This window comes from Rhodanobacter sp. AS-Z3 (genome assembly GCF_029224025.1).
Lineage (GTDB): Bacteria > Pseudomonadota > Gammaproteobacteria > Xanthomonadales > Rhodanobacteraceae > Rhodanobacter.
On sequence record NZ_CP119392.1, the window covers coordinates 1,103,853 to 1,118,144 of the forward strand.

13 protein-coding genes are annotated in these 14,292 nt (G+C 63.1%); 7 read left to right on the forward strand and 6 right to left on the reverse strand.

The genetic code is table 11. From position 1 onward, the window contains the following. Window positions 1-62 precede the first annotated feature (62 nt). Together PY254_RS04620 and aceE are read left to right on the forward strand one after the other, a co-directional pair. Complete coding sequence (locus PY254_RS04620; RefSeq protein WP_281014306.1) at window positions 63-2,354, forward strand: NADP-dependent malic enzyme; 2,292 nt, start codon at window positions 63-65, stop codon at window positions 2,352-2,354. A 156-nt stretch (window positions 2,355-2,510) separates the two neighbouring features. Next, window positions 2,511-5,210 (forward strand): pyruvate dehydrogenase (acetyl-transferring), homodimeric type, encoded by a 2,700-nt coding sequence (gene aceE, locus PY254_RS04625; RefSeq protein ID WP_281014307.1) that lies wholly within the window; start codon window positions 2,511-2,513, stop codon window positions 5,208-5,210. 60 nt (window positions 5,211-5,270) lie between these two features. On the opposite strand, the gene PY254_RS04630 is transcribed toward aceE, so the two are convergent. The 5 genes from PY254_RS04630 to PY254_RS04650 all read right to left on the reverse strand — a co-directional run bounded on the left by PY254_RS04630 (window position 5,271) and on the right by PY254_RS04650 (window position 10,410). Beyond that, window positions 5,271-6,866 (reverse strand): MFS transporter, encoded by a 1,596-nt coding sequence (locus PY254_RS04630; RefSeq protein WP_281014308.1) that lies wholly within the window; start codon window positions 6,864-6,866, stop codon window positions 5,271-5,273. A 175-nt stretch (window positions 6,867-7,041) separates the two neighbouring features. After that, window positions 7,042-7,371: a hypothetical protein gene (locus tag PY254_RS04635; protein WP_281014309.1), complete on the reverse strand. Its 330-nt coding sequence runs from the start codon at window positions 7,369-7,371 to the stop codon at window positions 7,042-7,044. Window positions 7,372-7,457: 86 nt separating this feature from the next. Next, window positions 7,458-8,126 carry a glutathione S-transferase family protein gene (locus tag PY254_RS04640; RefSeq protein WP_281014310.1) on the reverse strand — a complete coding sequence of 223 codons (669 nt, stop codon included), beginning with the start codon at window positions 8,124-8,126 and terminating at the stop codon, window positions 7,458-7,460. Window positions 8,127-8,197: 71 nt separating this feature from the next. After that, the gene (locus PY254_RS04645; RefSeq protein ID WP_281014311.1) at window positions 8,198-9,115 is read right to left on the reverse strand and encodes an arginine deiminase-related protein; all 918 of its coding nucleotides are present in this window, start codon (window positions 9,113-9,115) and stop codon (window positions 8,198-8,200) included. Between the two features lie 29 nt (window positions 9,116-9,144). Then, window positions 9,145-10,410, reverse strand: coding sequence for an MFS transporter (locus PY254_RS04650; protein ID WP_281014312.1), 1,266 nt, complete (start codon window positions 10,408-10,410; stop codon window positions 9,145-9,147). A 278-nt stretch (window positions 10,411-10,688) separates the two neighbouring features. Here PY254_RS04650 and PY254_RS04655 point away from each other — a divergent pair, with 278 nt between their 5' ends. Together PY254_RS04655 and PY254_RS04660 are read left to right on the forward strand one after the other, a co-directional pair. After that, window positions 10,689-11,432, forward strand: coding sequence for a hypothetical protein (locus tag PY254_RS04655; protein WP_281014313.1), 744 nt, complete (start codon window positions 10,689-10,691; stop codon window positions 11,430-11,432). Between the two features lie 134 nt (window positions 11,433-11,566). Next, entirely contained in the window at window positions 11,567-12,022 is a 456-nt protein-coding gene (locus PY254_RS04660; RefSeq protein ID WP_281014314.1) for a DUF6491 family protein, read from the forward strand. 20 nt (window positions 12,023-12,042) lie between these two features. Here the strand turns inward: PY254_RS04660 and PY254_RS04665 are convergent, their stop codons facing one another. Beyond that, the gene (locus PY254_RS04665; RefSeq protein ID WP_281014315.1) at window positions 12,043-12,459 is read right to left on the reverse strand and encodes a universal stress protein; all 417 of its coding nucleotides are present in this window, start codon (window positions 12,457-12,459) and stop codon (window positions 12,043-12,045) included. A 269-nt stretch (window positions 12,460-12,728) separates the two neighbouring features. Between PY254_RS04665 and PY254_RS04670 the strand changes: the two genes are divergently transcribed. The 3 genes from PY254_RS04670 to PY254_RS04680 all read left to right on the forward strand — a co-directional run bounded on the left by PY254_RS04670 (window position 12,729) and on the right by PY254_RS04680 (window position 14,292). Beyond that, complete coding sequence (locus PY254_RS04670; protein WP_281014316.1) at window positions 12,729-13,187, forward strand: hypothetical protein; 459 nt, start codon at window positions 12,729-12,731, stop codon at window positions 13,185-13,187. A gap of 101 nt (window positions 13,188-13,288) precedes the next feature. Next, on the forward strand, window positions 13,289-13,819 hold the full coding sequence (locus tag PY254_RS04675) for a peroxiredoxin (protein WP_281014317.1): 531 nt from the start codon (window positions 13,289-13,291) through the stop codon (window positions 13,817-13,819). After that, a complete protein-coding gene (locus PY254_RS04680) occupies window positions 13,819-14,292 on the forward strand; it encodes a hypothetical protein (protein ID WP_281014318.1) in 474 nt (157 codons plus the stop codon). The genes PY254_RS04675 and PY254_RS04680 overlap by 1 nt, the downstream gene beginning before the upstream one ends.

Genomic DNA, 14,292 nt, shown 5'->3' on the forward strand with positions numbered 1-14,292 from the left:
AAGATTGCCAGACGCTAGCTGCGCTCGCGGCCGGTGCTCCTTTCTCGACAAAAACGCATCCCATGAGCCTTCCCGAAGAACTGCGCCTCGCTGCACTCGAATATCACCGCCTGCCGCGGCCGGGCAAGATCAAGGTAACGCCGACCACCTCGCTGCTGACCCAGCGTGATCTGTCGCTGGCCTATTCGCCGGGTGTGGCTGCCGCCTGCGATGCGATCGTTGAAGACCCAACCACGGCCGCCGAATACACCGCGCGCTCGAACCTGGTGGCGGTGATCACCAATGGCACGGCGGTGCTTGGCCTGGGCAACATCGGGCCGCTGGCCAGCAAGCCGGTGATGGAAGGCAAGGGCGTGCTGTTCCAGAAGTTCGCCGGCATCGACGTGTTCGACATCGAGATCGACGAGAACGACCCGGACAAGCTGGTCGACATCATCGCCAGCCTCGAACCCACCTTCGGCGGCATCAACCTGGAAGACATCAAGGCGCCGGAGTGTTTCATCGTCGAGCGCAAGCTGCGCGAGCGGATGAAGATCCCGGTATTCCACGACGACCAGCACGGCACTTCGATCATTGTCGGCGCGGCGCTGATCAACGCGCTGGTAGTCGTCGGCAAGAAGATCGAAGACATTCGCGTGGCAACCACCGGCGCCGGTGCGGCCGGTATCTCCTGCCTCGACATGCTGGTTGCGCTGGGCGTGAAGCCGGAACACATTCTGGCCTTCGACCGTGATGGCGTGATCCATACCGAGCGCACCAACCTCGACCCCGACAAGCAGCGCTACGCGCGTGACACCAAGGCACGCACGCTGGCTGAAATCGTCGACGGTGCGGACGTGTTCCTCGGCCTTTCCGCCGGCGGCATCCTGAAGCCGGAGATGGTTGCGACGATGGCCGAGCGACCGATCATCTTCGCGCTGGCCAATCCAAACCCGGAGATCACCCCGGAAGAGGCCAAGGCCGTGCGGCCGGACTGCATCATGGCCACCGGGCGTTCGGACTATCCGAACCAGGTCAACAACGCACTGTGCTTCCCGTATCTGTTCCGCGGTGCGCTGGACGTGGGCGCCACGGTGATCAACGAACCGATGAAGATTGCCTGCGTGAAGGCGATTGCGGCGTTGGCACGGCGTGAGTCTTCCGATGTCAGTGCGCGTGCTTACGGTGGCAAGCCGCCAAGCTTCGGCGCGAATTACCTGATTCCGCAGCCGTTTGACCCGCGGCTGCTGCTGCAATTGCCACCGGCGGTGGCGCTGGCGGCGATGGATTCGGGCGTGGCCACGCGGCCGATGGCCGACTTCGCCGAATACAACGACCGGCTGACCAGTTTCGTGTTCCGCACCGGCTTGTTGATGAAGCCGGTATTCGAACGCGCCAAGGCCGCACCGGCACGATTGGTTTATGCCGAGGGCGAAGAAGAAACCGTGCTGCGTGCGGTGCAGGTCGTGGTCGACGAAGGACTGGCCAAGCCGATCCTGATCGGCCGCCCCGAAGTGATCGAAAAACGTATCAAGCGCGCCGGCCTGCGGATCAAGCCGGGCGTCGACATCGAAATCTGCAATATCAACAGCGATCCACGTTTCGATGCCTACTGGCAGCATTACCACGAGTTGATGGAGCGGCGTGGCGTGACCCCGTCGATGGCCAAGGCGGTGATCCGCTCGCGGCCTACCGCGATTGCCGCGCTGATGGTCGAGCGCGGCGAAGCGGACGCGATGATCTGCGGCCTCGTCGGCCAGTACCAGAGCAAGCTGCGCTATATCCGCGACATCATCGGTCTGGACGAAGGCGTGGTCGAGCCGTCGGCGATGGCCGCGGTATCCACCGACAAGGGCACGTTCTTCTACCTCGACACCCACGTGCAGGACGATCCCTGTCCCGAGCAGATCGCCGAGGCCACGCTGCAGGCGGCGATTCGCCTGAAGCTGTTCGGCATCCAGCCGAAGATCGCGCTGTTGTCCGGTGGCAACTTCGGCAGTCGGGATACCTGTGGGGCCATGAAGATGCGTCGTGCACTGGAATTGATCCGGGCGCGGGCCCCGCGGCTGGAGGTGGAAGGCGAGATGCAGGCGGATGTGGCGCTGGTGCCGGCGCTGCGCGAAAAGCTGTTTCCGCATTCGCGGCTGGAAGGCAAGGCGAACGTGTTCGTGTTCCCGAATCTGGATGCCGCCAACATTGCCTACAACATGACCCGCATGCTGTGCGATGGCGTGGTAATCGGCCCGATCCTGATGGGCGTGGCCAAGCCGGCGCACATCCTGATGCCGCAATCGACGGTGCGGCGGGTGGTGAACATGACTGCGGTGGCCTGTGTCGAGGCGCAGATCCGCGCGGCGAATCGCCAGCAAGGTTGATGTTTTGCAGCGTTTGCCATGCGCCAGCGCATGGCAAACGGATTGGCTAGCCACGGACCCAACGGCTAGACTTGGACGTTGATTCCCGTCGCACACCCCGGCGGCGGGTATTCCCCCTCAAGCACGAGCGCTGCAACGGCGCTGCGGAGAATCTTCATGGATCAGCTCGACGATATCCTCAATCAGGACATCGACCCCACCGAAACGCGCGAGTGGGTCGATTCGCTCGATGCGGTGATCAACCATGACGGCACCGAGCGCGCGCATTTTCTGCTGGAAAAAATGGTCGACACCACCCGCCGTTCGGGTGGCTATCTGCCGTTCAATCCCACCACCGAATACGTCAACACGATTCCACCCAGCCAGGAAGCGAAAAGCCCCGGCGATGCCGCGATGGAATGGCGCATCCGCTCGCTGATCCGCTGGAACGCGATGGCGATGGTGGTGCGTGCGAACCGCAAGCCGGGTGAACTGGGCGGCCATATCGCCAGCTTCGCCTCCAGCGCCACGCTGTACGACGTGGGCTTCAATCACTTCTGGCGCGCACCGAGCGCCGATCATCCCGGCGACCTGATCCTGCATCAGGGTCATTCCAGCCCGGGCATCTACGCGCGCTCGTTCCTCGAAGGCCGCCTGGCTGAAGACCAGCTCGACCTGTTCCGCATGGAAGTGGTCGGCCACGGTCGCTCGCTGTCGTCGTACCCGCATCCGTGGTTGATGCCGGATTACTGGCAGGTGCCGACGGTGTCGATGGGTCTGGGTCCGATCCAGGCAATCTATCAGGCGCAATTCTTCAAGTATCTGGAGAACCGTGGTCTGGTGCCCAAGAGCGACCGCAAGATCTGGTGCTTCATGGGCGATGGCGAGTGCGACGAGCCGGAATCGCTGGGCGCGATCTCGCTGGCCGGCCGCGAAGGTCTGGACAACCTGATCTTCGTGATCAACTGCAACCTGCAGCGTCTGGATGGCCCGGTGCGTGGCAACGGCAAGATCATCCAGGAACTGGAAGGCGTCTTCCGTGGCGGCGGCTGGAACGCGATCAAGCTGGCCTGGGGCAGCTATTGGGACCCGCTGCTGGCGCGCGACCACAAGGGCGTGCTGCGCAAGCTGATGATGGAAACCGTCGACGGCGAGTATCAGGCGTGCAAGGCGTTCGGCGGCGCGTACACGCGCGAGCATTTCTTCGGCAAGTATCCGGAGACGCGCGAGATGGTTGCCAACCTCAGCGACGACGACATCTGGCGCTTGAACCGTGGCGGTCATGATCCGCACAAGGTCTATGCCGCTTACCACGCCGCGTCGAACACCAAGGGCATGCCCACCGTGATCCTGGCCAAGACGGTCAAGGGTTACGGCATGGGCCTGGGTACGGGCGAGTCGCAGAACCCGACCCATCAGCAGAAGAAGCTGGACGACGAGTCGGTGCGGCACTTCCGCGACCGCTTCCAGATTCCGATTTCCGATGACAAGCTGCACGACCAGGTGCCGTACTACCACCCGGGCAAGGACTCGCCGGAAGTGCAGTACATGCTGGAGCGCCGTAACGCACTCGGCGGCTTCCTGCCGCAGCGTCGACGCAAGGCCGAGGCCAAGCTGAAGGCGCCGGAGCTGGCGGCATTCGAGCAGATCACCAAGGGCACCGGCGAGCGCGAAATCTCCACCACCATGGCGCTGGTGCGCGGCATCAACCTGCTGCTGCGCGACAAGCAGTTGGGCGAGCGCGTGGTGCCGATCGTGGCCGATGAGGCACGCACGTTCGGCATGGAAGGCATGTTCCGCCAGATCGGCATCTATGCGCCGTTCGGCCAGAAGTACAAGCCGCAGGATTCCGACCAGCTGCTGTATTACCGCGAAGACCAGAAGGGTCAGGTGTTGCAGCAAGGCATCAGCGAAGCCGGCGGCATGGCCTCGTGGATGGCGGCGGCAACCAGCTACAGCATCAGCAACCAGGCGATGCTGCCGTTCTTCATCTACTACTCGATGTTCGGCTTCCAGCGCATCGGCGACCTTTGCTGGGCCTCGGGTGACATGCGTGCGCGCGGCTTCCTGGTCGGCGGCACCGCTGGCCGCACCACGTTGAACGGCGAAGGCCTGCAGCACGAAGACGGCCATTCGCATCTGCTGGCCGGCGCCATTCCGAACGTCAAAGCCTACGACCCGACCTTCTCCTACGAAGTGGCGGTGATCCTGCAGGACGGCGTGCGCAGCATGATGCAGGAGCAGGAAGACCACTACTACTACATCACCGTGATGAACGAGAACTACAGCCATCCCGACCTGCCCAAGGGCAGCGAGGAAGGCATCATCAAGGGCATGTATCTGTTCAAGGATGGCGGCAAGCCGAAGAAGGGCGAGCCGCGCGTGCAACTGTTGGGTTCGGGCACGATCCTGCGCGAAGTGATCGCCGCGGCCGAGTTGCTGGAAAAGGATTTCGGCGTGAAGTCGGATATCTGGTCCTGCCCCAGCTTCGTCGAATTGCGTCGTGACGGCTTTGATGCCGAGCGCTGGAACCGTCTGCATCCGGAAGCGGAACAGCGCGTGCCGTATGTCACCGGACTGCTCGAGGGACGTGGCGGTCCGGCGATTGCCGCCACCGACTACGTGCGCGAGTTTGCCGACCAGATCCGCGCCTTCATGCCCGACGGCATGCGTTACACCGTGCTGGGAACCGACGGCTACGGTCGCTCGGACACGCGTGCGCACCTGCGTAGTTTCTTCGAGGTCGATCGCTACTGGATCGCGCATGCCGCACTCGCCGCGTTGGCGAAGGACGGCAAGATGAATGCGAAGGACGTCAGCCGGGCGATCAAGGAATACAAGCTCGATCAGGACAAGCCGAACCCGTTGACGGTTTGACGCCGCAAGTCATTGCAGTGTGAAACGAGAAGCCGCCGTCAAGGCGGCTTTTCGTTGCGGTCATTCGGCCAGTGCGCGCTGGATCGCTTCCAGCCCTTGTCCGCGCGTTTCAATGCCGCTGCGTGCAAGCATCCATCCGGCAAGTAGCAGTGGTACGGCGATCAGCAACGCCGACAGCATGAAGTGTTCGAATAAGCCACTTACTCCCAGCAGCGCACCCAGAATGCCACCGAACTTCGAACCGCCCGCGATCAGCCCCGCGCCGGTGCTGCGCAGGTGGACGGGATAGATTTCCGCGGCATAGGGAATCAGCGTGGCGATGACGCCGCTGACGCTCAGCAGCAACGCGACCGTGCCGGCAATCGTGAGTGCGCTGGAACGCAGTTGGGTGGCGTCGATGACAATGAAGCACAGTAACGAAAGCGCGGTCAGGCCGATGAACAACACCAGTGTGCGAATGCTGCTCCAGCGCTGGTAGAGCGCCACCACCAGCACAATGCCGGGCAACGCCAGCAGCGCCGAACGCGCGAGCAACGCCGCACATTCGCGCGCATCGATGCCGAGCTTCACCAGATTCTCCGGCAGCCACAGCAAGAAGCCGAAGTTCACCAACCCCCAGGCGACGGCAGCAACCATCAGCCCCCAACTGATCGCGGCGTGGCGGCCGCGCAACAACTGGCGCATGCTCACGCGCTGGGCTTCCTCGGTGCCATCGCTCGCACGCGTCGCGCTGGTGATGGTCGCCGACTCGCCGCAGAACTGCTGCAGAACGGTGCGCGCCTGATCGTGCAGTCCGGCCAGCGCAAGGAAGCGCGGTGACTCGGGAATGTAGCGATTGAGCAGCACGATCAGCGCGCCGGTTGGCAGGTTGAGCAGCCACAGCGCACGCCAACTGAACGTGGGTTCGACCAGTGCCGCTGCGCCCGATGCCAACAGATAGCCAGCCGACGTGCCGACGCCACCGAGCGCTACCAGCAACCAGCCGCGATGGCGGGAAGGAATGGTTTCGGCCATCAACGTGAAGGTGATCGGCAGCATGCCGCCCGCTGCGGCGCCCATCATGAAACACATCAGCAGATTCCAGCCGAACGCCGGCATCGCACCGCAGATCGAAGTGCCCATGAACATCAGTGCTGAAAGCAGGATGCTGGCGCGGCGTCCGAACAGGTCGCCCAGCCGTCCCCAGATCACCGAGCCCACCGCTGTTCCACTGAGCGCGGACAGCGCCAGCAACGCCGTCACCGAGGAGCCGAGGCCGTACTCGTCGGCCAGGCCGGGCATGACGAAGCCGATCGTGGCCGGCTTCATCACATCGACCGCCAGGGCCAGAGCCAGTACGCCGACCAGCTTCCAGTGTTCGCGATTGAGCGGCACGTTGTCGGCGATGTGAAACGCCAGTGTGCTGCGTCCGGCGTGCGATGTGCGGCGCATCTGCTGCAGTCGGGGCATCAATCCGTAGGCGGCCAGCAGTACGCCCAGTGGTACCAGCGCCATGCCGAGCAGCATCGTGCTGTCCATCGGCATGCCGGCCAGTCGGTAGTGCATCGGCGCGGCCATCGCCAGCATCGGCAGATGAGCCAGCACGCCCGCGACCACCATGGCGCAGCCCAGCCAGAAGGCGGCGGGATGATGAAAGCGCAGATCCCTTGAGTACATGAAGTGTGGTGCCCTGGGCGAACCGCCAGCTTAGCAGCGACACCCTAGCCGATCACGGCGGCCCGGCGACTTCGGACGGCCAAACAAAAAGCCCGCCAATGGCGGGCTTCTTGTTTATGGAGGCGTTGTTATCCAGCTGCATGTCCGGCAAGCTGGATCAGTCAGCTCGTTTCACTTATTCGTCGTCCCGCTTGAACGCACGACGCAGCAGCAGGAATGCGCCAATCGTACCTGCCACGATGGCTACCGTGGCCGCAGGGTGGCGGTTCACCTGGCGACGCAAGCGGCGGTACTGGTAGTTAGCCTCGTCGGCCAGATCCTCGGCAGCGTGGCTGATCTGGCGACCGTAGTCACTGCGCTTCTGGAAACGCTCGCGGATAGTGCGGCGGCCACGTTCGAGCAGATCCTGCGCGCCATTGGCGGCACCATCCGCGAAATAGCGTGCCCGCTCGCTGGCTCGTCCGGCGGTGTCGTGGAGCTGGCGTTCGATATCGTGTTTGCGCATGGTCGTCTCCTTGGCGTCTGAATGGCCAGACTGGCAGCCTCGTCGTGAGCAAGGCGTAAACGCGGTCATCCGTTGCGGGCTGGCGTTCAGCCAAGTCGATACTCACCGCCCTTCGCCAGTGCACGCTGGTAAGCCGGCCGGGCATGAATGCGTTGCAGGAAGGCCGACAGCTTGGGATGGCTGTCCGCCAACCCACCGCGGGCGGCGAACGCTTCCAGTGGAAAGCTCAACTGGATGTCTGCGGCACCGAAGAAATCATCGACGAACCACTGTTGGCTGCCCAACTCCCCTTCCAGATAGTCCATGTGCAGCCGCAACTGCGGGTCAATGAAGCTGCGCATCACCTTGTGCGCGATGCTTTTGGCAATCGGCTTGACGAAAAACGGCGCTGGTGCGGTTTCCACCCGATGGAAGACCAGTTTCATCAGCAGCGGCGGCATCGCCGAGCCCTCGGCGTAATGCAGCCAGTAGTTGCAGCGCAACCGCGCCGGCGTGCCTGGGGCGGGAATCAGTACACCGGAACCGTAGCGGTCGGCGAGGTATTCGATGATGGCGCCCGACTCGGCCAGAGTCAGTTCGCCATCGCTGATCACCGGTGACTTGCCCAGCGGATGTACGCGCCTGAGTTCGGGCGGTGCCAGCATGGTGTTCGGGTCGCGCTGGTAGCGCTTGATTTCGTACGGCACGCCTAGCTCTTCCAGCAGCCACAGGATGCGTTGCGAGCGTGAATTGTTGAGGTGATGGACGGTGATCATGATGTACGTTCCGGGCTGCGCGAGGGAGCGGCGATGTGAGTCGCCACACCCGGGCTTACGGAGATGGCGGCTCAGTAGATCTCGCCGACGCAACAGCGCAGGCTGCCGCCAGCTTTTTCGATCTCGTCGAGGTCGACCGAACCCAACGCAAAGCCATAGTCGCGCAAGGTTTCGATCTGCTCCGGCTGCAACGAAGCGGCGGCGCGGGCGCTCATCCACACGCGTTGGTCGGACAAGGTGATGGCATTGCCGGCAAACGCCTGCTTTTGCTGCGGGCTGATCCACAGTGCGCGATCGCCGTACGCGCTGGCAATGGCCTGTGCCGCCGCCGGGTCGCGGAAGCCATCGGCAGCGATGATCGCGGCGCGGCTGGCCAGCAAGGTCAGCACCACATTGGTGTGGTATTCGCCGTCGGCCAGTTCAAAGCAGAACATCAGGCGCAGCTCGAACGCTTTCAGCATCGCCTGGGCACCGGCCATGTCGCAGCGTTCGCTGAGTCCGCAATAGCCCACGCCGCGTGCACGGTCGATGATCAGCGAGCCGGTCAGTTCGGCCACCAGATTCTCGCAACCAGACAGGTCGATTTCGTCGTAGCCCAGCACGTCGCCGAAGAACTCGCGGATGTCGGTGCGGGTAGCCTCGCGCTGGCGCACCGGGTGGCGCATGCGTCCCACGATCAACCGTCCCGGCGCGGTGGCAAACACGTTGTTGGGAAAGATCGCGTCGGGCGTGGCCGGATCGCCGGGGAAGGTGACCACCGGCACGTCCGCGCGCAAGGCCTGCGCCAGCGCACTGTGCTGGGCCAGCGCCTTGAGCGGATCGACGGCGAGATCCATGTCCATGTAGCGGTTGTCACTCGCTGATTCTGCCGCCAGGCTGAACTCGGCCGGCGCCACCAGGTACGCGGCGCGCGCGGTCGCCGAGGCATCAGGCAAGGGCGTCAATGCGGCGAAGGCGGCAAGGAATTCGGTGGGTGAAGTGGTGATCACGCAATTCTCCGTCAGGCAACTGGCAAGCATCAAAGCATAGCGGCAGCGGGATCTTCCGGGATCGCCATTTCCACCTGCAGCTTCTGCCGTCGGCACAGGCTCGGGAACATACCCATCCACAAACCCACCACCACCAGCGTGCCGATGCCGCCGACCAGGGTGGCGCCCACCGCGCCCAGCCAGGCGGCGAGCATGCCCGACTCAAACTCGCCAAGCTGATTGGACGTGTTGATGAAGATGGCATTCACCGCGCTGACCCGCCCGCGCATATCGTCCGGTGTATCCAGTTGCACCAGTGAGCCGCGGATCACCATGCTGACCATGTCGAACGCACCCAGCGCGAACAGCGCGATCAGCGACAGCCACAACGTGGTCGACAGGGCGAACAGCAGGGTGGCTACGCCGAAGCCGGCCACCGAGGCGAACATGATCATGCCGACGCGGCGCTGCATGGCGTGACGCGCCAGCCAGATCGACATCAGCAGCGCGCCCACCGCGGGTGCCGCGCGCAGCAGACCCAGTCCCCACGGGCCGGTATGCAGGATGTCCTTGGCAAAAATCGGCAGCAAGGCCGTGGCGCCGCCCAGCAGCACGGCAAACAGATCCAGCGAGATCACTCCAAGCACGTCGGGCCGACGGCGGATGAAATGCACGCCCGCGAAAAGTGTTTTCAGCGTCGCCGGTTCGCGTTTCGGTGCGGCCTGCGTATAGCGCAGTCGCGCCATCACCGCGATGGACAGCAGATACAGCACGGCACAGGTCGAATACACCACGCCCGGACCGGCCACGTACAGAAAGCCGCCGACGGCCGGGCCCATGATCATCGCTGCCTGACCGGCCGAACCGTTCACGGCCATCGCCCGTGGCAACACTTCAGTAGGCACGAGTGCCGGCAGCATCGACTGCAGCGCGGGAAATTCAAAAGCCTTGGCAAGGCCGATCACGAAGACCAGCAACAGAATGCCGAACTCGTGGATACCGTGGGCCAGGCTCATGCCGGCGAGCACGGCAATGGCGATCCACTCCACGACTTGCCCCAGCAGCACGATGCGGCGGCGTTCGAACTGATCGGCAACGTGTCCGGCCGGTAGTGCCAGCAACACCGAGGGGATGAATTGCACCAGCCCGATCAGGCCAAGATCAAAGGCGCGTCCGGTGATCGCGTAGATCTGCCAGCCCACCGCGACCGACAACATCTGGAAGCCGAAGCCAGAAGCAATCCGGGCAAACCAGAACGCGACGAAGGCGTGGTGTTGCAGCAACGAATCGGGTGCCCGAGGGCGAAGGAATGGCATGAGTGATCCTGTCAGGACGGCCATTATCCGGCCATCGTCGCTGCCGGCATAGCGCCAGTATTTCAGCGGGAACCTGCGTGAATCAGCCTGGGGTTGCGGTTCGCCGGGCGGGTCAATCCGGTCAGCGGTGACGTCGCGGGACGGTTGAGTGGGCCGTCATGCCACATCGCAAGGACAGGCATCCGACTGGTTTCGCCTGCGCCATCGACAGGGGAACGGTTGCGCGTGGGGCGTGGAACGGGACAAGCTAACGGCCTGCTTCCCGAGAGTTCGCTGTCATGAAAGTATTTCGCATCTGTCAGGCCATGCTGCTTGCGGGCGGCGCCATTCTGTTGGTGGCGTGCTCCGCGCCCAGCGGAACGTCGAATGGTCCGGAAGCGGCAAAGGCCGCTGCTTCGACCGCGTCGGCTGATGCAGCGCGCAACCTCGATACGTATCGCCAGTTGTTGCGCATCCATAACGACGAGATGGCGGTGACGATGGGCAAAGACATCGTGCAGCGCTTTCCGGGCACTGATGCGGCGCGCGAAGTGCAGCAAACCCTGCCAGAGGTCGAGAAGCGTTATACGGACGCCCGCGAAAAGAGTCGACTCGAGCGCTTGTGGGTTTACCAGGTGGCGCCGATGGCGGGAGGCACGCAGTCCACCGCCAGCATCGACAACAGCAAGCCGGTGACCGGTGACCGCGTGCGGCTGGTGCTGCGCCGACATACCAGCTGGGGCCAGAGCGTGTTCCTGTATGGCAGCAAGCCAGGCTTTGTCTGCCGCGGCAATTGCACTGTTGCCACGCATTTCGATGATCGGCTGGTTGCGGTGAAGGCCTTCGCGCCGCCCACCGGCGAGCCTGCGCTGATGATTCGTGACGACAAGGCGTTCATCGCGATGCTGGCCAAGGCGAAGAAGATCAGCATGGATGTCACCCTGGTCGATGGCGAGAAGAAGCAGACGCTGGTGTACGAAGTGGCCGGGTTCGATCCGGCGAAATGGTTGGTCGTGGGCAAGAAAAAGCCGGGCAAGAAATAGCGGGGACGGTCGATTAGTGCGGAGGTGCCAGCTGGCCGCTATTTCCGGTTGTCGCCCGGCATTCTGTAAATGGTGTCATCCACGGCAGCGCTGATGCGTTTGGATAAATGGAAGTTCCGATGGAGGATTGCAGCATGCAAAAGTCGTTTCTCATGCCGGCCAGCGCGTTAATGCTGGCGATGTTGGCCGCAGGCTGTTCCAGCGTGCCGTATGCACAGCGCGCCGCGCAGCGTCAGGCGGATTACGTCGCGGCGGCCGGTGCGCCGGTGCGCAGTTTTCACTTCTTCAGCCTGTATTCGTGGGAAGCGCTGAGCGATACCCAATTGGCCGTATATACCCGGCCGAACCAGGCCTGGCTGCTTGATCTTGCCGGTTGCCAGGATCTGATGTTTACCAACAATATTGGTCTCACTTCGAACATCAGCGAGGTCATGGTGGGTTTTGACAAGGTACTGACTGGTAGTCACAACTTCCCCTGCACGATTACCGGCATCCGCCCGGTTGACGTGAAGAGCCTGAAGCTTGCCCAGGAACAGCAGCGAAAGATCGAGGCAGCCGCGCGCAACGGCGAGCAGGGCGCGGCGAAATAGTCCGTTCGTTCTGACGCGTTTCAGCGCACCACGGTGACCGGCACGTGCGCGCGCGCCAGTACGTTGCCGGAGACTGATCCCAGTAGCCACCGCGCGAGTGCCCCGCGTTCGGTGTGGCCAATCACGATGTGATCGATGCCGTGTTGTTCGACCTGGCTCAGCAGTACATCGCCGGGGCTGCCGTAGGCCAGTTCCACGTCGATCAGTTGGCTGGCGTCGGCCACGAGGGTGGTGAGTTCCTTGAGCAGTTCCTGCACGCGCCGGGTGCCGGAGTCCGCCATCATCAAGGCGGTGACATCGGCACCGCCCTCGGTGACTTGCAACACCGACACCACGCGCACCCGGCCACCGGAGCAGCGTGCCAGATCGATCGCGAACTGGATCGCGCGTTGTGACACTTCGGAACCGTCGTAACCCACCAATGAGTACTTGACCATCACGTCTCTTCACGACTGCACGGCGACCACGCCGCAGCATCGAGTCTAGGCACGGGATGTCCATGCCACAAGCCTCCAGCGCCCTTGTGCGCCCTTGGACGCACACGGCTCACTCTGGCGAAGCTGAACGCCCAGTCAGCCGTCTGCACGTCTCTGTCACGCCGCCCTGCACAGGATTCGTTCCACCACGCCAACGACGGCTGCGCTTTCAGGCAAGGCTGTTGGTGACGTGACCAGCGTTACTTCGAACACTCACGAGGAGAAGCATCATGATCAAGCGTACTTTTGGAATGGCCGCTCTGGTAATTGCCTGTGCCGGTGCGACGACCGTGCTGCCGACCAGTACAGCGCAGGCCGCCGAGGCCAGCGTGAAATGCGACATGGTTTACAACCTGACCGGCTGGTCGCTGATCTTCAAGCATGCCGAAGGCACCGGTACGGTCACCTGCGACAACGGTCAGAGCTCGAAGGTGAAAATTGCCGTTGTGGGCGGTGGCCTCACCGCCGGCAAATACCACATCGATAATGGCAAGGCCGAAATCACCAAGGTGCACGGCATTGCCGACGTCTATGGCGATTACGCGCAGGCCTCGGCCGACGCTGGCGTGGTCAAGAGTTCAACCGCGCAGGTGTTGACCAAGGGCACCACCTCGCTGGCACTGGCCGGCACCGGTGAAGGCGTGACTCTGGGCATCTCGGTGGGCAAGTTCACCATCACCAAGCTCTGATCGAAAACGTAGCTTGCTGGAAGAAGGGCGCCGCTGGCGCCCTTCTTTTTGCTTGCGGGTAAACTGCAGCTCTTGCGCACACCCGATCGGAGACCCTGTCCATGCGTCGCCTTGCTGCCCTGCTTGCACTCATCCTGTTGGTTGCCCTGGCTGGAACGGCTTTCGCCGCAACGCCGCAAGCTGGCGACGCGGCTCCCACCTTCCGGCTGCAAGATCAGAAGGGCCACTGGCGTGCGCCCGGCGACTTTCATGGCAGTTGGCTGGTGGTCTATTTCTATCCGAAGGACTTCACGCCCGGCTGCACCACCGAGGTATGCACGTTCCGCGACGACATCGCGAAGTTGCGCAAGGCGGGTGTCAGTGTCGTCGGCGTCAGCCTGGATGACGTGAAGTCACATGCCGATTTTGCCGAGAAGTATCACGTGCCGTTTCCGTTGCTGGCCGACGTGGATGGTCAGGTCGCCACGCGCTACGGCGTGTTGACCTCACGCATGGGCCGGCACTACGCGAAGCGAACGACCTTCCTGATTGATCCGCAAGGTCGCGTTGCCAAGGTGTATGTCGACGTTGATCCTGAAAAGAATTCAACCCAGGTGCTGAACGACCTGGCCACCTTGAGGACGACGCGCTGATGCCTTTGATATCAAGCACACGGACGGGCTCGATTCGACGTTTCGCGCCATGGGCGGTCATTCCCTGGCTGATGCTGTTGTTTGCCGCGATCGGCGCCGTGCAATATCTGCGACTGGGCGACTATCTCTACCTTGTCGCGGCCGCCGCGGTGATCGTGGTCTGCGCCGGCTGCATCCTGCGTCAGGCCTGGTCGCGGCCTACGATGCAGGTGCTGGCGGTAGTGTTGGCGATCTGGGCGCTGACTACCGCCGTGCTGATGCTCCAACAGTCGGGAAACTTCGAAACCGCCCGTCAGCACGCCAACGCCCAGCCACAAACAGCCGACATGGCGTTGTGGCTGATTGCCCGCGCCGAGCGCGTATGGCAAGTCGGCATCGCGCTCAAGCTGCTCGCCACTCCGCTACTCTTGTGGCTGTCCCTGCAATTGGGGCGGCCCGGCGTACGCGTGCAATTTCGTTCGCGCAAGCGGTGA